At 57.9% G+C, this 23442-nt stretch carries 19 protein-coding genes and 4 pseudogenes; 9 read left to right on the forward strand and 14 right to left on the reverse strand.

Annotated features, from left to right (window positions below; all coding sequences use genetic code 11):
• Positions 1–218: 218 nt before the first annotated feature.
• Positions 219–1214: an IS110 family transposase gene (locus P3T24_RS36455; protein ID WP_429441627.1), complete on the reverse strand. Its 996-nt coding sequence runs from the start codon at positions 1212–1214 to the stop codon at positions 219–221.
• A 116-nt stretch (positions 1215–1330) separates the two neighbouring features.
• Between P3T24_RS36455 and P3T24_RS36460 the strand changes: the two are divergent.
• From P3T24_RS36460 to P3T24_RS36475, 4 genes and pseudogenes are all read left to right on the forward strand, one after another.
• A pseudogene (locus P3T24_RS36460) lies at positions 1331–1512 on the forward strand (IS3 family transposase); the annotation flags it as partial.
• Between the two features lie 41 nt (positions 1513–1553).
• A pseudogene (locus P3T24_RS36465) lies at positions 1554–1697 on the forward strand (ATP-binding protein); the annotation flags it as partial.
• 713 nt (positions 1698–2410) lie between these two features.
• A complete protein-coding gene (locus tag P3T24_RS36470) occupies positions 2411–3481 on the forward strand; it encodes an aromatic ring-hydroxylating dioxygenase subunit alpha (RefSeq protein ID WP_074265608.1) in 1071 nt (356 codons plus the stop codon).
• Positions 3482–3876: 395 nt separating this feature from the next.
• Positions 3877–5202 (forward strand): MFS transporter, encoded by a 1326-nt coding sequence (locus P3T24_RS36475; RefSeq protein WP_429441629.1) that lies wholly within the window; start codon positions 3877–3879, stop codon positions 5200–5202.
• A 207-nt stretch (positions 5203–5409) separates the two neighbouring features.
• Here P3T24_RS36475 and P3T24_RS36480 read toward each other — a convergent pair whose 3' ends face one another.
• The 7 genes and pseudogenes from P3T24_RS36480 to P3T24_RS36510 form a co-directional block, all read right to left on the reverse strand.
• Positions 5410–6387, reverse strand: a complete 978-nt coding sequence (locus P3T24_RS36480; protein ID WP_429441631.1) for a helix-turn-helix domain-containing protein — start codon at positions 6385–6387, stop codon at positions 5410–5412.
• A gap of 471 nt (positions 6388–6858) precedes the next feature.
• A pseudogene (locus P3T24_RS36485) lies at positions 6859–7228 on the reverse strand (transposase); the annotation flags it as partial.
• A gap of 269 nt (positions 7229–7497) precedes the next feature.
• Positions 7498–8883, reverse strand: coding sequence for a spinster family MFS transporter (locus tag P3T24_RS36490; RefSeq protein WP_074265605.1), 1386 nt, complete (start codon positions 8881–8883; stop codon positions 7498–7500).
• Positions 8884–9126: 243 nt separating this feature from the next.
• Positions 9127–9954, reverse strand: a complete 828-nt coding sequence (locus tag P3T24_RS36495; protein WP_074265604.1) for an amidohydrolase family protein — start codon at positions 9952–9954, stop codon at positions 9127–9129.
• Positions 9951–10790, reverse strand: coding sequence for an NAD-dependent epimerase/dehydratase family protein (locus P3T24_RS36500; protein ID WP_429441633.1), 840 nt, complete (start codon positions 10788–10790; stop codon positions 9951–9953). Before P3T24_RS36500 ends, P3T24_RS36495 begins: the two co-directional genes overlap by 4 nt.
• Positions 10787–11788, reverse strand: a complete 1002-nt coding sequence (locus P3T24_RS36505; protein WP_074265603.1) for an ADP-ribosylglycohydrolase family protein — start codon at positions 11786–11788, stop codon at positions 10787–10789. The genes P3T24_RS36500 and P3T24_RS36505 overlap by 4 nt, the downstream gene beginning before the upstream one ends.
• 28 nt (positions 11789–11816) lie before the next feature.
• Positions 11817–12788 carry a mandelate racemase/muconate lactonizing enzyme family protein gene (locus P3T24_RS36510; RefSeq protein ID WP_429441635.1) on the reverse strand — a complete coding sequence of 324 codons (972 nt, stop codon included), beginning with the start codon at positions 12786–12788 and terminating at the stop codon, positions 11817–11819.
• Between the two features lie 114 nt (positions 12789–12902).
• On the opposite strand from P3T24_RS36510, the gene P3T24_RS36515 reads away from it, so the two are divergent.
• The 3 genes and pseudogenes from P3T24_RS36515 to P3T24_RS36525 all read left to right on the forward strand — a co-directional run bounded on the left by P3T24_RS36515 (position 12903) and on the right by P3T24_RS36525 (position 14967).
• Positions 12903–13763, forward strand: a complete 861-nt coding sequence (locus tag P3T24_RS36515; RefSeq protein WP_074265601.1) for a LysR family transcriptional regulator — start codon at positions 12903–12905, stop codon at positions 13761–13763.
• 256 nt (positions 13764–14019) lie between these two features.
• Positions 14020–14175 (forward strand): annotated as a pseudogene (locus P3T24_RS36520) (GNAT family N-acetyltransferase); the annotation flags it as partial.
• A gap of 474 nt (positions 14176–14649) precedes the next feature.
• On the forward strand, positions 14650–14967 hold the full coding sequence (locus P3T24_RS36525) for a hypothetical protein (RefSeq protein ID WP_429441637.1): 318 nt from the start codon (positions 14650–14652) through the stop codon (positions 14965–14967).
• Positions 14968–15035: 68 nt separating this feature from the next.
• On the opposite strand, the gene P3T24_RS36530 is transcribed toward P3T24_RS36525, so the two are convergent.
• Genes P3T24_RS36530 through P3T24_RS36550 form a run of 5 tightly spaced genes read right to left on the reverse strand, consistent with a single transcriptional unit; the run spans position 15036 to position 19508 of the window.
• Entirely contained in the window at positions 15036–16187 is a 1152-nt protein-coding gene (locus P3T24_RS36530; RefSeq protein ID WP_074265599.1) for a CaiB/BaiF CoA transferase family protein, read from the reverse strand.
• 49 nt (positions 16188–16236) lie between these two features.
• The gene (gene dctP, locus P3T24_RS36535) at positions 16237–17262 is read right to left on the reverse strand and encodes a TRAP transporter substrate-binding protein DctP (protein ID WP_074265598.1); all 1026 of its coding nucleotides are present in this window, start codon (positions 17260–17262) and stop codon (positions 16237–16239) included.
• A gap of 25 nt (positions 17263–17287) precedes the next feature.
• The gene (locus tag P3T24_RS36540) at positions 17288–17665 is read right to left on the reverse strand and encodes a cupin domain-containing protein (protein WP_074265597.1); all 378 of its coding nucleotides are present in this window, start codon (positions 17663–17665) and stop codon (positions 17288–17290) included.
• An 8-nt stretch (positions 17666–17673) separates the two neighbouring features.
• The gene (locus P3T24_RS36545) at positions 17674–18963 is read right to left on the reverse strand and encodes a TRAP transporter large permease (protein WP_167379395.1); all 1290 of its coding nucleotides are present in this window, start codon (positions 18961–18963) and stop codon (positions 17674–17676) included.
• 2 nt (positions 18964–18965) lie between these two features.
• Positions 18966–19508, reverse strand: coding sequence for a TRAP transporter small permease (locus P3T24_RS36550; RefSeq protein ID WP_074265596.1), 543 nt, complete (start codon positions 19506–19508; stop codon positions 18966–18968).
• Positions 19509–19835: 327 nt separating this feature from the next.
• Between P3T24_RS36550 and P3T24_RS36555 the strand changes: the two genes are divergently transcribed.
• Positions 19836–20600, forward strand: a complete 765-nt coding sequence (locus P3T24_RS36555; protein ID WP_074265595.1) for an IclR family transcriptional regulator domain-containing protein — start codon at positions 19836–19838, stop codon at positions 20598–20600.
• A 55-nt stretch (positions 20601–20655) separates the two neighbouring features.
• Positions 20656–21543, forward strand: coding sequence for a LysR family transcriptional regulator (locus P3T24_RS36560; RefSeq protein ID WP_429441639.1), 888 nt, complete (start codon positions 20656–20658; stop codon positions 21541–21543).
• Positions 21544–21584: 41 nt separating this feature from the next.
• Here P3T24_RS36560 and P3T24_RS36565 read toward each other — a convergent pair whose 3' ends face one another.
• Complete coding sequence (locus tag P3T24_RS36565; protein ID WP_074265594.1) at positions 21585–23222, reverse strand: tannase/feruloyl esterase family alpha/beta hydrolase; 1638 nt, start codon at positions 23220–23222, stop codon at positions 21585–21587.
• Between the last annotated feature and the right edge of the window lie 220 nt (positions 23223–23442).

Below are 23442 nucleotides of genomic sequence, written 5' to 3' on the forward strand. Positions count from 1 at the left end.
CTAGCCGTCTCGACAGAACATCGTTTGCGTGAATGTATCCGGCCTGTTCGCGCAGTTCGAGACTGCTGGCCGTGATGGAATCCGCGCACACCTAACCCAATAAAGCGTTCCGTCATTAAAGACTGCTTTTTTAGCCGGGCTTTCGGCATGCCGGTCAACGGTTCTGTGTCATCAGCTATGCAGGGCTCGCAAAACAGGACGGTAGTGCTCGGACTTGCTCAGGCAGCTGCGGGTGCTTCCGCAAACGGTCGATAGGACTGCTGGCTGGTCAACACCTTCCAGCAGATACGGACGATCTTGTTGGCCAGTGCGATTAGGGCGACGTGCGGATGACTACGTTGCTCGACCTCGCGAAGCCATAAGCCCATTCGGGACTGATCGCGCTTCATGTGTATCATCAAAGCACGTGCGCCTTGGATCACCATCATCCGTAAATAGGTGTTACCGCGCTTGCTGATGCCACCAAGATTCGATTTGCCTCCCGTTGAGTATTGCTTCGTTACAAGGCCGAGCCAGGCTGACATATCGCGAGCCCGCTTGAACGCAGCACCATTGCCGACTGCAGCAATAAGAGCCGTTGACACAACCGGCCCGACGCCGGGTACCGTGCAGACACGTCGGCAGAGGTCCGATTCACGAGCGATCCGGGTAATTTCAGCCGACGCCGTGTCGATCTCTTCGTCCAAGGCCAGCCATCGCTGACGCAACCGCGCAATGAGCTGACTCAGTCGTGGCGATAAGCCGCTCTGGGGATCGGCTAATACTGCTGGCAGGCGTCGAGCGAAGAGAGCACGCCCAACCGGTATGACAATGCCGTGCTCGAGAAGCAGCGCTCTCATCTGGTTGACGACGGCGGTTCGCTCGACAATGAATCGTTGGCGAACTCGATGCAATGCTTGTAGCTCGATTTGATCAGTTGTCTTTAGCGGAACACAGCGCATGCTTCCGCGACTTGCAGCTTCCGCAATCGCCTGAGCATCGTTGAAATCGTTCTTGTTCGATTTGAGGTACGGCTTCACAAACTGGGCCGGGATAATGCGCAACTCGTGGCCCGCCTGCTGGAACCGTCGCCCCCAGAATTGGGATCCAGGACACGCCTCCATGGCGATCAAGCATCGGGGTGCCGTGACCGGAAATTCTGCCAGTTGGCCTCGGTTGAACTTCTTGCGGAACAGTTCGTACCTCGCTCGTCGTTCGCTACGAGGTGGAACCAATTCTTGCCGAGATCAATGCCAATGACATAGACGCGGTGATCGTTCATGGTCGCTCTCCCAGAGTGGACACGCCTAGTATCGCGCAGGAGGTGGGGCAGACCATTCCATTAGGCGGCCGCGTACTTCACCAAGGAGTCGATGAGAAGTACGCATTCATCGAGCGCAATCGACGCCACTGGCGGTCTCGGTGCTATGCGAAGTGCTGGAAGTCGGTCCCGGCGGATATCATCAGCGCCGACAACGAACCGCACAGGCCAAGCCGCGCCGAGATGTGAGTGACGACGCACTGCTTGCGCATGGCGTGGTTCCGGCGCCGCCCTGGAGCCGGTGTAATTGTGTGACCGGCTCGTCCATCATTCGACGATTTTCGAGATGAATGTCGAAAGCTACCGCCGTCGCACCGCCAGCGACAAACAGAACAGCCGGCGCCGACATTCATCCACCGACAACCACAGTGAAGGAGCGACAAACATGGCCGAATAACCACCGACAATCAACCCGGTCGACCGGCCAAGATGGTTGTCGGTAAACCGGCCGTGCTGCTTGACGCTATCCAACCGGTGGCGCTGACGTGTGACGCAGGTGCTATGCGGGTCCGCAGGGCGCGCGAGAGGCCTTCTGGATCTCGAGGCGAATGGTGGGTGCTAACTGAGCGTCGTGAAGGAATGAGTCGTGGATTGAGTTAGAAGTTGCGGTCAAGATACATGCGGCGGATGGTTGTGCGTCTTGAGATGCCGGACGAGAAGGGGGCTGCCCTGGTTTACGGCTGGCGCACACATCGATGTTGAAGTCGTACTGGCAGGACAATATTCGCTCTGCCGCAGTCCACGCGAGCGCCCCTACGACAACATTCGCGGCATCAAGCCGGGCATTCCGCGCGGGACCGCATGAGATCCAGTCTTCCCCTCACGGCAAGCTGTCGTCTGGGGGCTGTTCGAGCAAACAAAAGGGTAACTCTGCAAACATTCCGGTTACCGGCATCCACGAACCTTCGTCTATAACTACGCTTAATGAAAGCAGATCGAAGGTGAACCTGAATGCCGGTGGACCTTCAACCGTGTTGTAGCGGTCGGGCATAGCGGCGGCGGAAACCGGTCTCTATGTGCACAGGTGTTCTGCGTAGCCGATCGCGAGATCATCGATAGGGCGCCGAAGGTGCAAGCGGACGTACAACTACATATATCGGAGATGAGCAAATGTATCCCCTCAAGAAAGACGTGAATTTCCCGAGGAATCAATGGTACGTTGCGGCCTGGTCTGATCAGGTTGGCCCGGAGTTGCTGGCCCGCACGATATTGGGCGTCCCGGTGGTTCTCTACCGTACCCAAGAGGGAAATCCCGTAGCACTGGCCGATCGGTGCCCACACAGAAGGTTTCCCCTCTCCAAGGGAAAGCTCATCGACGATCAGATTGAATGCGGATACCACGGATTCACGTTCGATTGCAGTGGAAAGTGCGTTCGCATTCCTTCTCAATCGGACATTCCAGCGAGCTATCGCGTCGCCCAATATCCTCTGGTGCAGCGCTGGGAGTGGCTATGGATATGGATGGGTGATCCATCGGTTGCGGACGAGAGTCTGATTCCCGATCACCGGCCCCTTCGTGTGTCGGATGAAGGTTGGCAACCAACGATCGGCGGCCATGAACGGGTCGAATCGCGATACATCTTTCTGCATGACAATTTGCTCGACCTGTCGCATCTGAGCTACCTGCACGGCAGCACAATTGGTGGTCCCGGAATCGCCCAAACCGAAGCGGAGATGAAGCAGGATGAGCGTCAGTTTATCGTCTCCCGCTTTATCAAGAGTGATAAGGTCGAACACCTTCCGCTAGCAAAGACACTGAATATGACTGGACTGGTCGACCGTACTATGATCCAGTACTTCTTCCCTCCGGGGTTGCACTCCACGGGCTCGAGTTTCCATAGTGCGGCAAATGGTGGCGCGGAGCCTGGAAAACCATACGGCGCGCTTAGGGTAAATCATGCGATTACGCCCGAGACAGAGAATACGACCCACTACTTCTGGGCGTTTAGTCGAAATTTCGGGCTCGGCGATCAACAGCTTACCGAATCACTGAAAGCAGATATCGCCGCTGCGTTGGATGAGGACGTGGTGGGAGTGAAGTACTGCGAGGCCATGGTTAGTCTTGGTGGGATTGGCCCAGAAATCCATGCCCGGTCCGATGCGCCTGGCTTGCGCGGACGGCGACTGATCGAGCAGCAGATTGAACTGGAGATGAATATCCGTTCAGGGCTTAGTAAATAATCTATTTGGATAATAAAGTTCGATTCCGCTCTCCGTGAAAAGCGACGCACGTCGCGCTCGCACAATCGCGCTCGGTCACGTCCGTGGCTTAGAACTTGCACACAGTGTAACTAACCGGTGTGCTTATGAGGCGAACCCGCGCGGTCGGAAGATCCACGTGCTGGACCACGGCCATACCGCCCTGAGCCACCGCGTGGCGACCCTTCGCCTTATACCGATTGCGGCGAACGGTCACCTTGCTTTCATGTAGAAGAATTTATGAAACAGTAGTCCGGTGTTTGCCTGAGCCCCAACGCCGCCCGAGCAGGCGGTGCTTGGGGCAACGTTGATATGGGTGGCTGAATCCCGTACTGTCATTCACTGTCCGCCTGCAGAGCCTCTTCTGGAGAACGTGCATGTCTGCTATCTCTTCGAATTCGAGCGCTGATCAGACCACGGTGCTCTACAACAGATTGAACTGGCGTCTCTTGCCATTTCTGGTCACCTGCTATCTGTTCGCTTGCCTCGACCGCCTCAACATCGGCTTCGCGAAATTGCAGATGCAAAGCGACCTCGGCTTCTCTGACGCCGTTTACGGAGTAGGTGCGGGAATTTTTTTCTTGGGCTACATGTTGTTCGAAGTCCCCAGTAATCTCTTACTGCCCGCATTAGGCGCTCGCAAAACAATTAGCCGTATCCTGGTGCTTTGGGGGCTAACATCTGCATCGATGCTGTTTGTGCACAACGTGACGATGTTCTACGGGCTGCGTTTTCTACTTGGCGTGTTCGAGGCTGGCTTCGCACCTGGCATGCTCTTTTACCTCACCTATTGGTATGGCGAGGCGCGCATGGCACGCGCCATTGCCATCGTCATGATAGGTCAGCCGCTAGCGGGCGTGGTAGGCGGGCCGCTGTCAGCCTGGACTATGACTTACTTTGCGGGGGCCTTCGGTCTTGCTGGCTGGCAATGGATGTTTCTAGTGGAAGGCTTGCCCTGCATCATGTTGGGTGTCGTCGCATGGTTTTTCCTCGCCGACCGCCCGGCTTCAGCGACGTGGTTGTCGGCGCAAGAAAAGCGAACGCTCGAAAGCGGCCTCGCTGCTCCCGCCGTCGTTCATCACTCGTTTAGGCAGGTGGCGCGCGATTCCCGGGTGTATCTGATGGCGATGGCCTATTTCTGCGTGATCTGCGGCATTTACACCGTCAATTTCTGGCTACCGACGATCCTTAAGGCCAATGGCGTGAAAGACACGCTGCAGATCGGGTTTTACTCGTCGATCCCTTACATCGCCGCGGTAATCGCTATGTACCTTGGTAGCCGCAGTTCAGATCGCCAGCGCGAGCGGCGCTGGCATAGCGCGGTGTCGGCGCTGATTGGTGCGCTTGCCCTAGCCGCCGCGACGTGGGCGAGCGGACAACTCGCGATCTCCCTGATTTTCATGACCGGCGCCACCGCCATGATGTCGATCTCCTATACGGTCTTCTGGGCGATACCCTCCGATTATCTGAAAGGCGACGCAGCTGCAGGAGGAATTGCGTTGATCAATACGATCGGTTTGCTAGGCGGCTTTCTGAGTCCGACGATCATCGGTTGGACCAAGACCGCAACCGGCAGCATACAAGCCGGTCTGTATGTGATGGTCGGGCTGCTGGTACTCGGAGCTATTCTGTTAGTAGCGAACCGCTTGCCTGTCCTCCAACCGGCAACACCCGCTCCACCCACGCACCCCGCTCAAACCTAGGAGCGAGTTCCAATACCCGCCGCGTCGCCCTGGCAATTCGCGCGCAGCCTAGCGAAAGATAAGTTGAGGTTGTGCCGTTCTTGTACTCTGTACCCCATGGAGCTTCTGCGCATGAAGAATGCGCCGCCTATTTCGGCAACACACTGTGCGTTTCATCGGACGTGGGCATAGTGAACCAAGACTGCACGGGCTTCCTGAATTCAAATCTCACAGTGACTCGAGGGTGAGGTTTCTCGTCCGGTAGGACATCGGTGTTTCACCGGTGTGCCGGGTAAAGAATCGGGTGAAATGGCCGGGCATACTAAAGTCCAAAATATCGCTGATCGTCGCAATCGAATCGTCGCTCTCCAGTAAAAGATGGAGCGCAGCTTTCATCCGGACGGCGTTAATCAGCAACTGTGGCGAAAAGCCAAAGTGAGCACAGAACCGGCTGGAAAAGTGGCTTCTTGAAAGTCCGTATTCTTTCGCCAGATGATCGACATCTGTTCGCCCGTTACACCGCTGAATACTGTGGGCCGCGTCCAGAATCCGCTTGTCCCAATAGCCTTTCAGACGCCCTGAATTGAGAACCGGGGCGGATGTGCCCATTGAGCCCACGCCATCGATAAGCGCGTCGACGAGCGCCGTCACCTGCTCTGGCGCGTCCAACCCTGGATTTGTCAACGACAATCGCAAATGCGCCAGGATCTCTGCGAGGGAGCGAGGCACAGCAAAGACTTCCACGCCTCCGCTGAGGTTATAGCCGGCTTTATCATGTGCACGAAGCCATGCAGGCGAAATCGCTATCACAATCAGATATGTTGGTAGGGTGGGGTCGACGTCACGCGAATGCTTCACCCAAGAGGGAATGATTGCACCTTGACCGGGCTTCACCACTACAAGTGTGTCATCGATCCTGTAATTCAGCGGACCGGCACCGAGATTGAACGTAATCTGGATCTCGTCATGGGCATGCAATCCAATGTTGCGCTGCGTCCAACAGCCCATCACCCGTCCAAAATGACCCGTTGCGAGCAACGCTCCCTGTGCCCCTGAAGCTGCCGACACTCGCGTTGAACATGGGTGCGCGGAGACGACTCTGGGCGCGGTGCTGTTGAGATCGCCTTCGACACGCGCTTCGCCAATAGACGATGGCGCAGCCCTGCAGTCCGAAAACTTAATATCGGTAGAAAGTTGCTGTTTCATGTTCCCGTCTCCGCCCAAAAGTGGCTGTCCAGCAGTAGACGCTGGAAGACCTTTTTCTTTAAGGCTAGCACGCTCAGGAAGAGCTGGGTAGTCGTCATGTACCTGGCGTCCTCGCTCGCGCTCTGACAGGGTGAGGCGCTGATACAAGGGAGGGCAGGCTTGCGAGGTCATGTACAACGCCTCCGGGAAAGGCCCAGTCACGAAGCCAGACTCCCGGAGATTCGACTGGTCGCCCAACGAGGGAAACCGATCACGCCGACGCTGGACGCGATATCAAGGCCTAAAATATTGGATGAACTGATCGAGTGCGGGGTTTCTAGCGTCCGCGCTCCATAGGAATTCGCCTTCATAGGTGCTGGGCAGATCTGGGTAACTGATTAGTTGAACATCAACCGGACAGCTGTACTCGGATACATCCGGCACAATCGAATTGACCTTGCCCCCGTTTGGCGAATCCCGTAACCGAGGATGTTATGCGGCCTTGCCTTGCTGTGCTGCGAACCAGTTCTGCTCGAATGTCATCGGGCTAACTGAGTTGAGCGTCGAGTGTAACCGGCGTGCATTGTAAAAGCCCAGCCAGTCAATTACCTCGTCCATTGCGGTACGCCGCGTGGCGAAGTGCCGCCCGTGCATACGTGCGACCTTGAGCGAACCCCACAGACTTTCAGTCGGCGCATTCCCAACAATCGCCGCGCCGGCTCATCGACGAACGCATGCCATAGGCCTTCAACGTGCCCTGAAACAGGCCGCTGCAATATTGGCTGCCGCGGTCGCTATACACAATTACACCGGCTCCAGGGCGGTACCGGAACCACGCCATGCGCAAGCAGTGCGTCGTCACTCACATCTCGGCGCGGCTTGGCCTGTGCGGTTCGTTGTCGGCGCTGATGATATCCGCCGGGACCGACTTCCAGCACTTCGCATCCATACATCGTAACGCTGCTTTGAAAGTTGACAACACCAGCCACGGTGGCCCGCAACATCGCCAAAATAGCTTTATGCTTCAATATGCTGCTCATAATAGATCTACGTCGATGTAAGCGGATTCCACGTGCGGACGTGGCAGGAGCGGATCTGCTTGAATCTATTCAGTTATCCACTCTTGTTTTCTCACAGAGATGCTCTTTGCAAGGTTGTACCCTCGTGGGGTGCAGGTATCAGGCCGTCTGAATTTCCGTGTTGGGCCCCCCAGTCTTCAAGCGTCTGGCGCGCTTGCGCATATGGCTTGAGTCCAGACCAGATCAGCAGCGCGCCCAAGCCGCTTGCAATGCTTCCAACCCAAACGATGGAGTTGCGAACGGCCATGTCATCGCGGAACACATAATCTGTGACCAGTGCCACAGCGGTGGGGCCAAGACCCAGTCCGATCAGCGTCACGGCGAGCAGATAGATGGCGGAAGTCTGTCCACGCATGGAGTTCGGCATGATTTCCTGAATCGCTGCGGCCGCGACGCCGTTTGGCATGGCTGCGGCAAAGGTGTAGACGAACATGAAGATCCACAGCAAGGTCAGGTTGTCGATCAAGTAGCCAACACCGCCAAGCGCCGTCAGTACGCCTCCGAGGAGGCCGACGCGCATATTCGAATCCCGGAATCCGCGCCGCGCCAGATAGTCAGCAAGGCGGCCACCGGACATAACGCCAAGAGAGCCTGCGACTATTGAAATGCTTCCTACGTACAGCCCGACTTTGCCCAGCGTCATGCCATGATCCCTGAGCAAGAACGTCGGAGTCCAGGCGCCGACGCCAGAAGCCGCGAAGACGAGACAACCAAAACCAAGGTTGTGCGAGAGCACGGCCTTGCGAATGCCGACGATATAGCGACCAACGTCTTTGAGTGGCACCACCACGCCAGCGCCAGCGCCCTTGCGCGTGGGTTCCTTGATGGCGAGAAGAGGCAGGGCGAACAAGATGCCCAAGGCGCCTAGTACAAGGAAAATCACTTGCCACGGTTTGATATGGCCGAGCAGCGGCAGGATTACGTCGCCTCGCGCATTCGCCCACGTGATGATCGCTCCCCCCAGCAAGTAGGCCATGCCTATTCCGATGTACACGCCAATTCCATAGACGCTGATGGCCGTTGCTCGCTTCTGGGGCGGGAAACTGTCTGCCAGGATGGAGTAGGCAGCGGGCGACAGTGTCGCCTCACCAGCGCCAGTGCCGACACGCATAAGCAGGAGCTGCCAGTAAACCTTTGCTAGGCCGCAGCTGGCAGTCATTAGACTCCAGAAGAGCACCCCACAGAAAATCAGGCCGCGTCGGCTCTTGGTGTCGACAACTCGCCCCAGTGGAATGCCTGCAATCGCGTAGAAGATGGCAAAGGACAGGCCCATCAGCAGGCTGATCTTCGTGTCGGTCAGTACCATGTCGCGCCGAATCGGGGCCACCAGTAGGTACACTATCTGCCGATCCATGAAGGACAGCACGTAAGCGAGCAAGAGAATGAATACTGTCAGCCAGGCGCGCCGGGGCGTGGGGTAAGCATTGGGGTTTATCATAAGGACTCCTCCATCTGGCTGTATTTGTTGTGGTCGACAAAGCATTGGTTGCTCTTCGCTGCGGCATCTACTGCATCGGCTTCGTCAGGTTTCTGCAGTCCAAGACTTGGACGACTGGTGTTGCTGTCGTTGCAAAGCCGAGGGCAAGGTGGAGAGATCTGCATTGCGTGGACCTCATTGCAGCGTGATCGACAGCAGACATGCGTTGAGTACTTGTGTTATCAGTTCTGATCGAACCGGCGTTCAACTGAAGCCATAGAGCCGCGCTGGATTGTCGACCAGGATGCGGCGACGGTCCTGCTCGCGTGGCACGCAGTCCAGAAAGAAGCGCAGCAGTGCACTGTCATCGGGAATGAAGTCGGCTGGCGGGAAAGGATGCGGCCAGTTGGTGGCCCAAAGCAGCTGCTGTGGCGCGTGGGCCACTAGCGCGCCGATCAGCGCGGCGACATCATCGAAGGCGCGAGTTCCAGTCAGCCGAGTTGATGATTCGTACGGAGCCGAGAGCTTGACCCAGCATCGGCCGGTGTCGAGCAACCGCAGTAGCGCTGTAAAGGCCGGATCATCCACCCGTGGTGGCGGCAGGAACTTGCCCACATGGTCTATCACGCAATCGGAGGGCAACGTTGTGAGCAACCCGGCGCATTGGGCCAGGGCATGCCCATCCAACTGGACGTTCGCGTGCCAGCCGTGCGCATGCAGCCGCGGCATCAAGGGGGCCAGTGCGTCTAGGCCCAATGCACCCCAGCGAAGCGCGTAGAAGCGCTGGCCGCGCACGCCGGCCTGGGTCATTGCGTCGATTTGCGCATCGCTCGTGTTCGCTGATGTCACGGCCACGCCGCGCGCGTTCGTGCCGAGTTCCGTCAGGGCCTCCAGCATGACGCTGTTATCGAACTGGTAGGCGTTGGGCTGAACGACGACGACGCGCTGCAATCCGAGGCGACTCTGCAAGGCGCGGTAGTCCGCCACCGTGTAGCAGCCCGGCAGGGGCGGTCCGCCGATCGCGGACGGAACGCGTAGGTCGTAAAAGTGCATATGGGTGTCGCATGCGCCCGCAGGGAATGTCCAGCTCATGCGCCCGAACCCTTGCGTGCCGGTCTCCGCCCGGGCAGGGGCGCGGGGTTGGCAAAGGCCTCCTCGTGCACGAAGGCGCCGCCCTGGTAGGGCGCGCCGCATGGATCTTCCTCGGGCGCGCCAGCGATGACTTCCAGCGCGAAGGTCTCGCTGTCGTCCAGCGGTCGGTAACCCAAGCGGTGGGCATTGCGGTTGTCGTACCAACTGCGACGATTGCCAGAGACGCCATACACGACCTCAAAGCGGATGTCGGGATGTTCCACGCCGATCGTGACCAGTTGCGCCATGTCGCGAGGACTGAGCCAGATGGCCAGCCGGCGTTCGTCCAGAGGGCGTACGTTGACGTTGCCGATGCGCAGACACAAAACATCCATGCCGTATTTGTCAGCGTACAGGCGGCCCAGCAGTTCGCCGAAGGCCTTGGATACGCCATAGCGGCTGTCCGGCCGCAGCGCGACCTCGTGATTGATGGTGTGCGTGCGTTTGTAGAAGCCAACCGCATGATTGCTGGAGGCGAACAGAAAGCGCCGAACTCCCGCGCGATGCGCCGCCTCGAAAGTGTTATAGCTGCCTTCAATGTTGGAGGGCAGCACCTCGTCCCAGGGCCCCTCCATGGACAGGCCGCCCAGATGAAGCACCGCGTCCGCGCCGCGCATCGCATCTTCGAGCGCCGGCAGGTCCTCCAACGCCGCCGCGACGAATTCCTCATGCGGCTTCAGGTCGGAGATCGGCCGCAGATCGCATAGGCGCAGTTGGTAGCGGCCTGCCAGTTCCCGGCGCAGGTGTGTAGCGATGCCGCCTGCAGCGCCCGTGATGAACAACGTTTTGCGCGTCACGCCGAGGTCTCCAGCACGATCAGCGCAGCCGCGCGTGCCGCCTCGGCCCGCGCATGCACGAGTCGCGTCATCCGGTCGGCCAGCGCGCGCTGCTTGTCAGCCTGTGAGCCCAATGTGTCGAGCCACGCCTGTGGCAGCGCGCTCGCGCCCCTCATGGCGCCTGCCACGGCACCCGCCATGGAGGCGATCGTGTCAGCATCGCGACCGAAGTTCGCGCCGTATTCCACCGCCTTTTGCGCGTCCCCGTCGGCCAGCCACACGAGGGCCAGCGCCAGGGGAACGGTCTCGCGTGAATCGGTGAAGTGCCGCCGAACGTCGATGGCGGCACTATAGTAGCGGGCCCGGAAATCCTTATACCCTGCGCTCTCGCGCGCCATGGCCAGCGTCGATTGCAGTGCCACCCGCATGGCCTCCGCGCTGCGCTCGGGGAGAAACTCGGACGCGGCCCGCAGGACCGACTCGACGTTGGTGCCCGGCACGAACGCCTGCGCGACGGCCGCGGCCATGGCGCAGGCGCCGTCGCGGCAGAAGTTGTGATGGATCAGACCTGCGACTTCGAAGGTCTCTAGCACGGCCTGGCGCGGATTGCCCGCATTCACAATTCCCATCGGCGAGATGCACATGGCCGAGCTGCTGCTGGCCATGTTGCCCGCGCCTGCGTCGCGGGGCAACACCTGTTCCCCGCTGAGCTTCCAGAACGTCGCCACCACGGGGGCGAAGAACAGCTTGCTGTTCACGAAGGTTTGGCTGTGTCGAATCCAGTCAGCGGCCCAGGCATCGGCCGTGGCATGGCCGCCGGTGCGCTCCAGTGTCTCGCAGAGGATGTGCTTTAGCAGGGAGTCGTCTGTTCCATCTCCGGAGAAGGTCTGCACCCAGCCGAAGCGTTGCTGGATGTCGTCGTGGGAGAGGTTTTCCGTGGGGGTACCCATGGCGTCGCCAATGAAGCCGCCGAGCAGGCATCCGAGGACTTTGTCGAAGAGAGGGGAGTTGCGGTTCATAACATGTTGTTCCATTCAGGAGAGTTAGTCATAGAGCCGCTGCCATCGATAGCCGTTGCGCGGCCGGGATGTCGAGGCCCGCGCGGGCGAGCGAGCACTCCAGTTCCCGGCGAGCTGCGCGGCTAACGGACTGAGCGGCGGGCGGACATGCTGCCAGTGCTCGTCGCCTGACTTCCATGCGATCGCGGTCTTCATCGCTGCAATCAGACGATAGGCCTGGAAGATTGCGCGTGTGTGGTCGAGCGCCGCTTGCTGCGCGTCGGCGTCGTCGGCGCGCCGGTCCTGATACAGCCGCAGGATGGCGGTCGGCCGTGGCGACGGGACCGCGAGTCAGCTGGGTGAGCCTCGCGTGGCTCTCGATGTCGTCGGGTTCAAAGGGCTCTTCAATGAAGTAGGGGTTAAAGGGCTCAATGCGACGCATGTACTCCGTAGCTTGCACCGTGTCCACCTTACCGTTGTTGCAGTCGAGCATGAGCTGCACATCAGGGCCGATGGCCTCGCGGGCAGCCTGCACGCGTTGCCCCTCGCCTCGGGGCGACCAGCGGCCCGTCTTCATCTTCATGGCCTGAAAGCCCATGTCAACGTAGCTGGCCATCTCGTCGGCCACGCCTTGTGTCGTCTTGCCTTCCATGTAGTAACCGCCACTGGCGTAGGCCGGAACGGCCTCTGCGTGCATGCCTCCGAGAAACTTGTGCAGCGGCAGGCCAGCCGTGCGCGCGTTCAGGTCCCACAGGGCCGTGTCGAGCGCGCTGAGGGCACGCATTACGGTGCCCATGCGTCCCTGCAGCAGCGCTTCCTGGTACATGGCCTGCCACAGCCCCTCGAACAGCCGGCCCGCAGCGCTGCCGACGTACAAGAAACTGAGGCCCTGGGCGCCATCGGTGGAGCGCACGCGCACTAGGCCGTAGTGACGGGTGTGGACTGTGCGGTTGGAGAAGGATGTCAAGGCGTCGAGAGGGACGGCGACATGACAGAATTGGATGCGCTGGATCTTGGCCACGAAAAGGATCCCCTGATTAATGTGTGCAAATCTACAATGCGTGAGGCATAGGAGCAATCGATGTTTAACTGCTTAAGAAGATGGCAAAATCATCTTTTTCATGGAGCTTGACCGATGGATGTGCGTTTCCTGCAAACCTTCATGCTGGTGGCCCAGCTCGGTTCGATCGCGGAGGCGGCACGCCATCTGGGGCTCACCTCTGCGTCGGTTGCTCAGCGGCTGGCGGTTCTCGAGGCCGACATCGGTGGCAAGCTGGTGACGCGTTCAGGCCGAACTGTGTGTCCGACCGAGGCGGGTCTGCGCGTGCTCGAGCGCGCTCAATCTGTGATTCGCGAGGTCCGCGACCTGCGTTCGGCCGCGTCGAACACGAGCCTGCCCGCCGGCCCCTTGCGGCTGGGCGCCACGCCGACCGCGATGACTGGCATGCTGCCGGCGGTGCTCAAAAAATGGGTGGCGGAGCATCCTGGCATTGCGATTTACATCGAGCCGGGTCCAACCACGATACTGCACGCGCGGGTGATGGAGGGCGAACTGGACGCCGCGGTGCTCGTCCAGCCCCCTTTCGAGCTTCCGAAGTCGGCGGCTTGGCATACGCTCAGGCAGGAACACCTCGTGCTGGTCACGCCCGCCTGCATGCATGTGCGGGATCCATTGCGCACACTGGAGAGCGAACCCTACATTCGCTATGACCGGAACGTGATCGGGGGTAGGATGGCCGACGACTACCTGCGCCGCAAGAACATCCAGCCTCAAGTGCGCTTTGAACTCGACGGCATCGAGAATATCGCGCGACTCGTGGCGGAATGCTTGGGGGTATCCGTTCTGCCCGACTGGCCGATGACGGACATTTCGGCCCGGTCATTGCGCAAGTGGGAACTGCCACAGCCGCGGCTGAGCCGTACTGTCGGCGTGCTGTGGCTCAAGGCGCAGGTGCGTGCCGCATTGGTAAGGGAGTTCGTGCGGCTTGCCAATTAGCAGATGGAAGAGCCAGCCGATCGCTTGAAGAGCCGCACTTGCTCAACGCAGGTGCGCAGTCGTGCGAGCCTCCGGAAAACTACGATCGGAGAGCGTGCAGTGTGGGGGATTTGCGGCTACCTCTTTCCGAAGATTACCGACAATCGAACCCCACAATGCATGAACAGACGGCGCGCTATTACCATGGAAGCTGCAGTCGAGCTTCCCTTGACCGTTCATCTCGCCACGGGTGGATAACACGGACGATGAATCAACAATCAATTTGCGCACTGCATCTCAGGGTGACGAGCCATTTCTCCTGCAACTCCGCAAGCTAACGATGACGGAGCATCTGGAACGAGTCGCTATGCCCGTCGACGATGACGCGCACTACCAGCGCATCAGATCAAACTTCGAAGACGCGCAGATTATTTGAGAGGGAAGTCGAGGCATAGGGCTAATCAAGTTGAGCCGCATGAACGACGAGGTACCTATCGCCACGTGACTGTGGAGATTGGGAAAAAGATCGAAGAGGGGTACGTCAAACATGAGGATGTTGGCCGGTCCCAGAAAGATATTTATTCGCGTATTATCGGATCGCAGTTTGGGTGTACGACAAGACGAAGCAGAGAAGACTTTCGAATCGTTTCGCGTAATGGTGAGCCGTTTCCGACATTCAATCAGATTGCGTATTCGGTCCGGAAAGCTTTCGATCCCGATCTCCTGAAAGAAGCCATATAGACTTAGAGCTACTTCACTTTGTGCGTGACAGAGGAGAGCAAGCAGGGTGCGCGACCTCCGTTTGCACTGGATCTCTCATGCAAGGCGCTGCGGGCTTCTAAAGGGCTATGAAGCAACGACACATTGGGGTTGGCACGAGATATTGTCATCTCTCGGAGTGAAGCCCGTGCAGAAGCGCGTTGTGCGTGATCGAAATCGACTGTCGGGTGGAGGAGTGACTGCGGGACTGGACTTCGGACTTAAGTTACTTGCGATTTTGGGCGGCGAGGAGGCCGCCAGGACGGTGCAGCTTTTGATGGAATATGATCCCGCGCCACCATTCAACGTTGGGAATCCCGAGAAGGCAGGGCATGCTCTGGTCGAAAACGCCCAACGGATACTCAAGGCTCGTGCAGGGTGCAAGCTCACGATTGAGCAACAACAGGAATTTGAGTTTCCTTTGGAGAATAATCGGCCGCAGCAGATTGCCGGCATGGCTGAGTAAGATCGACTATGTGGGACGCCAGAATCGCTTGGCGATTGCTACAAAGCGCCTGTCCTGCCGGCATGCTGTTATCGTGAATGCTGTATCTCAGCCAGAATCTCATGAGTGTGTTCGCCGAGATTAGGCGCTAGCCGGCGAATGTCTCCAGGCGTTCTGGAAAATTTCACCGGTATCGAGATCGTCCGCAGAGGGCCTTCCGTCGGGTGTATGTCGTCGCGGAAAAAGCCGGTCGCTGCAAGGTGCTCATTTTCGAGAACCTCTTCGGGTGTCAAAACTGGCGTAGAGGGTATATCGGCATCGCGCAGCAAGGTCATCCAATCCCCAGTACTGCGCTGTGAAATGATATCGGCGAGAATATCGTAGAGCGCATCGATATTCTTGCTACGTTCGTTCAGTTTTTCAAAGCGAACGTCACTTGCGTAGTGTGGATATCCTGCTACTGCGAAGAAGCGCTGCCATTGTGCATCTGTATAGGGCAGCAGGCCGATAAAGCCATCGCGGGTCCGATATGGCTTGCGGTGTGCGGACAAGACACGGTCATAGCCCATCGATCCTTCAGCGGGTCGAAATGTCTCGCCAGCAAGATGCTCGGTGAGCGTGAACGACACCATGGTCTCGAACATCGGTACTTCGATCGCCTGGCCTAGCCCAGAGCGCTCTCGCTCATACAATGCCATTGCAATCGAATAAGCGGCGGTCAGGCCCGCAGTCTTGTCCGCCAGTATGGTGTTGACGTAGGCTGGTCCGTCATCACTATTGCGGCCTTGCAATGACGCAGTACCACTCATTGCCTGGACGATGTCATCAAAGGCTGGTCGGCCTGCATACGGGCCGGTTTCCGAAAAGCCATACGCACCGCAATAGATCAGGCGCGGATTGAGTGCACTCAGCGTTTCGAAGTCGAAGCCGAGCTTGCGCATCGATTGTGGTCGAACATTGAAGATCAGCACATCTGCGGTCTTTGTCAGTTCGAGAAATGCATCGCGACCTTCGCTACTTTTGAGTTCAAGTACGACACTGCGCTTGTTGCGGTTCAGATTGAGAAACGCCGCTCCCATCGCCGGGTTGCGATTCGACGACACATGTCGAAAGACATCGCCGAGGTGGGTCTCGACCTTGATGACGTCCGCTCCCATGTCGCCAAGAATCTGCGTGGCATAGGGTCCCATTGCAACACTCGTCAAGTCTAAGACGCGAATACCGTCCAGCGGTCCTGCCATGATTGCATACTCCAAAGTTCGACGGACAGGCGCATTGCCTGTCTTCCATTTATTTGGCCGCGGCAAGCGCCTTTTCCATTTCACCAAGCATCCGGGTGCCCGGTCTGCCGCGACTGTCCAGGCCACTGGCCCACTCGCGACCGACTTTGGAGAATGCGCTGTCCATCAACGTTTGATCCGCGGCCGTGAAGGAAATGACCCTCATGCCTTGCGCCTTGAACTTGTCAATCGACTGATTTTCGGTCGTCTCGAAGCGCTTGCACGCATTGAGAGAATTCTCTTTGCCTGCTGTCATCAGCACGGTCCGCTCATTAACGGATAGCTGTTTCCAGCGATTCTCGCTAATCGAGTAGGTCAACACCACGGTACCGAAGCTGCCGCCGACAGTGCCCTGCCTGACCAGATTGCTCAGGCCATACGCGAGAGCGCTCGAATAGGGAAATACCGCCCCGTCGATCGTGCCGCGCGACAGGCTTTCATACACCTCGGGTGGCGTCATCCGGACTGGCACCATGGACAGATTGTGCAGCATGAAATCCATCGCACCACCCGCTGAGCGGACCTTGAAGCCAGCCAGCCCCTGCACGCCGCTTGCCGGCTTTTTCGACGACAGCAGGATCTGGTATCTGGGTAGCATCAATATCAGCAGCGGGATCACATGATTGGGTTCGAACTCGCTTTTCTGCAGGAAGCCACCGTCATGCGTCATGGCCCACAACGCTCGTGTGCCCTGGCAGTCGTCTTTGAACGCGCCGGGCAACTCGAATGCGGCAGACAACGGCATTTTGTCCGATACATAGGAGGGCCCGACGTAGCCGATGTCCACGACACCTGACTGTGTCAGCATCAGCATGTCTTTGGCTTTGCCAAGTTGCTCGCCGGGAAAGTACTGGAGCTTGAGTTGACCTTTCGAGTCCCTTTGCACCTGGTCAATAAACGGTCGGGTCAGTTCGCTAGCAATGAAGTGACCGTTGGGCAAACTGTCGGCGAGACGTAGCGTCGTTTCAGCATGTACGTTGCAGCAGGCGAGTGTCAGCGCAGCAAACCGGGAAGCCGCCCGGACTATTTTCTTCATCGATGTCTCCTGTTGTACGGCAGGCTTAACGAACAACCTTGGCTGGATCCTCCCCATACGGCGGCGAATAGATCACAAGCAATTGGACGGGCTCATCGCTGACCGCAGTAAAAACATGGGGTACATCGGCTGGAAAGAACACGGCATCGCCCGCGATCATTTCCTGCCTCTCACCGCCCACCTCGGCGATCGCACGCCCAGCCAGCATGTAGCACGCCTGCTCCAAGCCCGGGTGAGCATGCGGCAACGCGCCCTGGCATTTTTCGATCGTGCCGTGTACCACTTCGAAGTGTTTCGCACCCGTCGTGTCTGGCGAAATGAGACGGCGATTGGTGGTGCCTTCGTGGTTGGCCGGGTGATAGCCCGGCATCTCCGACAACCGGACAAAGTATCTGGATTTCATCTGCGCCTTTATTGCATATGGCCAGGGAGCCAAAGAATGAGACTGGGGAAGCACAGCAGTACGGCGATCGCGAACAGGTGTGCAATGAAGTGTGGCCAGGTGCCTTTGAATACCTCGGCTACAGGACGATTGGCGTAGCGCGATACGATGAAGCAATTGAGTCCGATCGGCGGCGTGATCATGCCGACTTCAGCGGTAACAATCTTGATGACACCAAACCAGATCGGGCTGAAACCGAGTGCGACGATGATTGGAATTACGACGGGCACAGTCAGAACGAGGATCGCGATCTGATCCATAAAAGCACCCAACACGATGTACACGCAGAGGATCGCCACCACGATGACCCAGCGGTTCAGCGCAAGGTGCCCCACCCACTCGATCAGGTCCTGCGTGACATGGGTCAGCGTGAAGAAATAACCGAATAACTGGGCGCCGAGCAGGATCGTGATGATCATGCAGGAGCCACGCGCTGCGCGTACGGTCGCTTGTCTGATCAAGGCCGGGCTAGCCTTGCGTTTCCAGATCGTGAGCAGAAATGCGCCGGTTGCGCCCATCGCCGACGCCTCAGTCGGCGTTGCCACGCCGCTATAGATGGCACCCGTTACCGCGCCCATTAGCAGCAGCATCGGTCCCACCACACGCAGCAGCCGGATCCGCTCTCGCAGACCGACCTTAGGGCTGGCTGGCGCCGCCTTCGGGTCGCGCCAGGCGAGGAAGGCAACCGTTAGCATGATCGTCAGCGTGATCAGCGCGCACGGGATGATGCCTCCTACCAGCAACTGACCGATATTGGCCTGCGCAAGCAGGCCGAAGATAATCAGCGTCACGCTGGGCGGCACCAGCATCGCCAGAGTGCCAGAGATTGCGACCACGCCGGCTGCAAGGTCTGGCTTGTAACCTTGCCGGATCATCGCCGGCAGGCTGGTCGATGACAGGGTTGCAGCCGAAGCGGTGCTGGTGCCGCACAGCGCACCAAATGCGGCGCCGGTGACCGCGGTCGCCATGCCCAGTCCGCCGCGATAGCGGCCGACCCAGGCGGCGGCTGCAACAAACAGCTCATCTGCGATACCGCTGAGTAGCACGAACTCGGCCATCAGCAGGAACATGGGGATAGTGATCAGCTCATAAGAGCCCACAGTGCTTAGCGGGGATGTGCGCAGCACACCCAGCAGAACATCCCAGTTGCCGGTGACAAACAGCCCGACGGCACCTGCGGTACCCATCGAGAAGCCAACCGGCACACCGAGGGCGAGCAGCGCGAACAACAGCCCCATCATTGCTACAGACATCGCCATGCCTATTCCCCGAAGTGCGCGCCAGCGAGTGGCAGGGCATCGACGACGCTATGTCCCCGCATCAGGCTGAGCGCGTTTCCGGTCAACCTGAATACAAGTCGCAGGACAAGAAGTCCGCAGCCTAGAGCGACCAGTGCCGAAGAGATCCAGGTGGGCCACGCGATCAATCCCGACACGACATCCTGACCCAGGTAGCTTTGCCAGCCTCGCATGGAGGCGGCACAACAGATCAGACCGAACAGTGCAATGCCGACCACGTTGGTCAGCATCTCGGAGATTCGTCGACAGGGCTCCGGCCAGTTGCGCACGAGGATGTCGACGCCGACATGCGCATGCGCCGCATACGAATCGGACAGGCTCAGAAAGTAAACGCCAGCGATCAGATACAGGCCAATGAGATCGTAGGCCCAGCCCAGCGGATGGTTGAACAGGTGGCGCGACGCTACGTCGCAGAACACAATCAGCATGATCGCAAGCATCAGTACGACCGTGACCACTTGACATAGTTGTTCGACCGCGAGAAGCAACTTCTCGAATCGTTTCATTTACTTGTCTCCGACTGCATGTAAGTGATGTGCCGGCCCAAATGCGAGCCAGGATTTTCTGCGCACACTCCAACGACCGGTATCAGCAGCGTTGGAGAGACGTATCCATTTGCACAGGACTTCGGACAAAAAACGTTGCAGCTTGATGTTTCACCTAGTGAAACATCATTTCGATAATTATAATCGAGATGACCGACGTGATAAGACGGGTTTACCCCTCACGCCTGCTATGCTGGAGTTGGGTAGCATGCTGTGACTGTCGGGAGTTTTCACGCAATCCAGAGGTACTAAGGACTCTCATATTGAAACGATAATTCATCTATTGAAATGTCTTCTTACGAACCTATTGCAGCGTTGCTACGCGGTCTCGAGGTGCTGAAAGTGCTCAATGAAGGGGGGCCGCAAGCGATCGGAGACCTGTATCGGGTCACGGGTATCGCAAAGCCGACCCTGGTGCGTATCGTGGAAACCTTGCAGCACGCCGGTTACGTGAATGCCGGAAATGCCGACAGGCGGTATGCCGTGACGCCGCGAGTATTGAGTCTCGCCAACGGGTATGAGGAACAGCGCTGGTTGCTGGAAGTGACTGGCCCGCTACTGGACGAGTTGCGCAGCCTTGCCGGGTGGCCGGTCGAACTCGGTGTATTTGACACCGATGCGATGGTCATTCTGAATACGAGCCGGCAGCCCGGCTATCTTTCCGTTAACCGGAAGCCCGGCTCGCGCGTGCCCCTGTTTAAAACCGCTTTGGGACGCGCTTACCTGGGGGCTTTGCCTGAACAGGAAAGCGATGCGTTGATGGCGAAGCTGGCTGTGCGACCCGAGGACGAGTTCGAGGCCGCGCGCAGCCCGCGCAATTTCCGTCGCTTGCTCGAAGTCATCCGGGAACAGGGGTATTCGACGGCAGACCGCGAGACACTAACTAATGGACGTGCGATAGCTGTTGCCATCGTGGCGAATGACAGGCCGGTCGCTAGCGTCAATCTTGTCGCGCACGCGTCCGCGATGTCGATGGATGAGCTCGAAGATACGTGGGGACCAAAAATTATCTCGCTAGGCAAGCGTATCGAAGATGCGCTCAGGAACTCATGATGTTGCAACGAAGTCGTGCCTGCTTCTGTCCACGATGACTGGCCGATTTTCATCGATGCTATCCTCCCGCGCCCTGGAGCAGTTCATTGTTCTGGCGGAAGAGTTGCACTTCGGTAGGGCGGCAAACCGGTTGCATATATCGCAACCACCGTTGAGCCAGGCCATCATGCGGCTCGAGCAAACCATCGGGGTTCAGTTGTTCCTTCGAAAGAGCCGGTCCGTATCTCTGACCGACGCTGGGAGTGTGTTTCTCGTAGAGGCGCGAAGACTGCTGGAACAGCAGGAACTGGCCATTGCACATACACGCGAAGCGTGCATTGGAATGACTGGGAGAATCTCTCTGGGTTTTGTCGGCTCCGTCAGCTACGGACTGCTCCCAGAACTGCTGTCGAAGTTCAGGCGCACGTATCCCGACATCGTGTTTGATCTGCGTGAACTTCCTTCGTCTGGGCAACTCTCCGCATTTCGCACAGAACAGATCGAACTAGGAATCGTGAGGCTGCCATTGAGCAACGCCAGCGACCTCGAAATGAAGGTGATTGAACGCGAGCGCATGATTGCCGTTTTGCCCATCGGCCACCCGCTCGCAAAGCGGCAAATCGTCGAATTGAAATTGCTTGCCGACGAAACCTTCATGATGTTCCCCTCTCATCTAGTGCTAAGCCTGCATGCAAAAACGATGATGGCGTGCCATGCCGCCGGCTTTAGTCCACGAACAGGACTTGAAGCATGGCAAATGCCCACGATGGTTAGCTTGATAGCTGCGCAAATGGGGATCGCTCTTCTACCGGAACAGGTCAAGCACATACCTCATCCGGGCGTTGTGTACCGCGATGTAACCGGAGACCAGGGCCACCTGAACCTCGAAATCGCGTTAGCTTGGCGTCCCCAAAACCGGTCGAGAATCTGCCAGCAGGTGATCGACGCGATTCCTGCCGCATGAAGTGTCTTGACACGGACTTCGAGATCGGATGTCGTGTCAATTCAGGACGGGGTTACACAAGTGAAATTGCCTGCGCTGTTGATGTCGCCAGTCCCTTTGTACTTTTCGACCATTGGATAAGGGCAGAGCGGACGACTTCTGGTAACGCCGTTTACCGTACCCGACCCAACGATAGTCGACGTCGCACTCGTCGCGTCAGGCGCAATCCCTTTCTCAACCCAGTTTTCAAGCGGAGTGAGCCAGTCCACCGTACCAATCGGGCCACCAGTGCAGTGCCCCATACCAGGAACCATATACAGGCGGGCAAACTGATTGACCATATCGGGCCCCATAGCGTCCTGGATTCGTCCCCAGGAAGCGACGGAAAGATAGGGAGAGATCAGGGGATCGGCCCAACCGTGGTACATAATGAGTTTGCCTTTGTTTGTCTGGAATGCCGAGAGGTCAGGATTGATCGCATCATAGATTGAGCCGTACTGCGATCTGCCCCTGTCAATATCGGTGTCCCAATTCAAAGTGAGGATGTCGAAATTGGGATTTCCCTTAAGAATCAGCCGGAAGAAATCGTAGTAGCTCCCGCTCTGCAAACTCGTTGTCGAATTCCAAGTTGTTACCCAGCCTCCTTCGCTCCCAATCGCGTACCCAGGCGACACCGACGCGCCTGTGTCCTGACGCTTCGGACCCGCATAGATATCCTTCGCAGATTGAACCTGTGCCGGCGTGAGACAGGTAGCCGGATTCGCGCCAGGCGCACCGCACTGCAAAGTCGCGGGGTCGAAGCTACATTGCCTCGGATCGTCGATCTGACCGTCAACCAACCCGTCCTTCGCATCGCAAGCCGAGATGACGGCGGTGTTTAACGCAGCTAGCTGCGCGGCGTTCATTCCCCCCGCACGGTTATTCTTTAGAACTGATACGCCGGCCCAGGCCTCCGAAGACATCATGCCGAGCCAGTCGCCCCCGTGTGAGCCAGCAACAATGCCATCATAGTCATCGGGGTATCGTTGAGCTTCCATCATCCCGTGATGACCGCCCTGTGAACAACCCACGTAGTAGGAGTGCACAGGCCGCGAGGAAAAATAAGTGTTGGTAATGTCCTTACTTACCACCGTCACCACGTGCTCGGCGCGGTATCCGAAGTCGATTATCTGATCGGTTTTGACGGTGTTTGTTGAAAAATCGAAGGCCCACGATTGTTCAAAAACATCCGTGCTGGTGTGCCCGTTGTCGTGCCCCATGACCGCATATCCCCGAGCGAGAGGATCTACCATCGAGGTGTAGTTGATAACGCCCGTGGAGCCACCATCAGCGCTTCCCACAAACTTCGAATTCCATTTCTCGCGGTCTAGCGGCAACCACACCTCAAAGGCGATAGTGGAATTTGCTACTGGTTTGATCACACCTGTCACACGACAAAACGGCGTAGTCACGCTAAGACTCACGGGCGTCAGGAAGTTGGTCGGCGTCTGGAACGGTGTGCCAGCACCCGGTGTGACTTGAACGGCACTTGTAATCGTTGTGGGTATTGCACCCGAATAGTTCATCAGACTCGCGCAGTTCCCAGCGATTGTCGCTGATGACGGCATTACGGAAGTGCTACTGATGCCTTCACCGCATGCGGAAAGCACCGCACAAGCGGCAAGTGTAAGTGCGCTAGCAGCCTGCATTGTCTTGCACATTGTCATCTCCTGTCTCGTCTAGTTTTTTTGGTTTGCGCTTGCTTTATCGAACTGATGGTAGAGCGAGGATGATTCGGATAACAATATTATTTTTAGACGTGATCCATATCACAGACCATATGACAGCATGCGATTCACAGGTCATCTGTGCGAGACCGGATCAATGCGTAGTCAGTTTCAGGTAAGCAGCACAACCGAGACTGATTGAGTTGCGCCGAAT

This window comes from Paraburkholderia sp. GAS33 (genome assembly GCF_050436645.1).
GTDB classification, from domain to species: Bacteria; Pseudomonadota; Gammaproteobacteria; order Burkholderiales; family Burkholderiaceae; genus Paraburkholderia; species Paraburkholderia phenazinium_B.

Excerpts from the sequence above, each read along its gene's own strand:
- P3T24_RS36530 (WP_074265599.1), bottom strand. The coding sequence starts at position 16,187 with ATGGCAGGACCGCTGGACGGTATTCGCGTCTTAGACTTGACGAGTGTT.
- P3T24_RS36470 (WP_074265608.1), top strand. The coding sequence starts at position 2,411 with ATGTATCCCCTCAAGAAAGACGTGAATTTCCCGAGGAATCAATGGTAC.
- P3T24_RS36555 (WP_074265595.1), top strand. The coding sequence starts at position 19,836 with ATGTCTTCTTACGAACCTATTGCAGCGTTGCTACGCGGTCTCGAGGTG.
- P3T24_RS36545 (WP_167379395.1), bottom strand. The coding sequence starts at position 18,963 with ATGGCGATGTCTGTAGCAATGATGGGGCTGTTGTTCGCGCTGCTCGCC.
- P3T24_RS36540 (WP_074265597.1), bottom strand. The coding sequence starts at position 17,665 with ATGAAATCCAGATACTTTGTCCGGTTGTCGGAGATGCCGGGCTATCAC.
- P3T24_RS36495 (WP_074265604.1), bottom strand. The coding sequence starts at position 9,954 with ATGAGCTGGACATTCCCTGCGGGCGCATGCGACACCCATATGCACTTT.
- P3T24_RS36505 (WP_074265603.1), bottom strand. The coding sequence starts at position 11,788 with ATGAACCGCAACTCCCCTCTCTTCGACAAAGTCCTCGGATGCCTGCTC.
- P3T24_RS36550 (WP_074265596.1), bottom strand. The coding sequence starts at position 19,508 with ATGAAACGATTCGAGAAGTTGCTTCTCGCGGTCGAACAACTATGTCAA.
- dctP (WP_074265598.1), bottom strand. The coding sequence starts at position 17,262 with ATGAAGAAAATAGTCCGGGCGGCTTCCCGGTTTGCTGCGCTGACACTC.
- P3T24_RS36560 (WP_429441639.1), top strand. The coding sequence starts at position 20,656 with ATGCTATCCTCCCGCGCCCTGGAGCAGTTCATTGTTCTGGCGGAAGAG.
- P3T24_RS36480 (WP_429441631.1), bottom strand. The coding sequence starts at position 6,387 with ATGAAACAGCAACTTTCTACCGATATTAAGTTTTCGGACTGCAGGGCT.
- P3T24_RS36475 (WP_429441629.1), top strand. The coding sequence starts at position 3,877 with ATGTCTGCTATCTCTTCGAATTCGAGCGCTGATCAGACCACGGTGCTC.
- P3T24_RS36490 (WP_074265605.1), bottom strand. The coding sequence starts at position 8,883 with ATGATAAACCCCAATGCTTACCCCACGCCCCGGCGCGCCTGGCTGACA.
- P3T24_RS36565 (WP_074265594.1), bottom strand. The coding sequence starts at position 23,222 with ATGTGCAAGACAATGCAGGCTGCTAGCGCACTTACACTTGCCGCTTGT.
- P3T24_RS36515 (WP_074265601.1), top strand. The coding sequence starts at position 12,903 with ATGGATGTGCGTTTCCTGCAAACCTTCATGCTGGTGGCCCAGCTCGGT.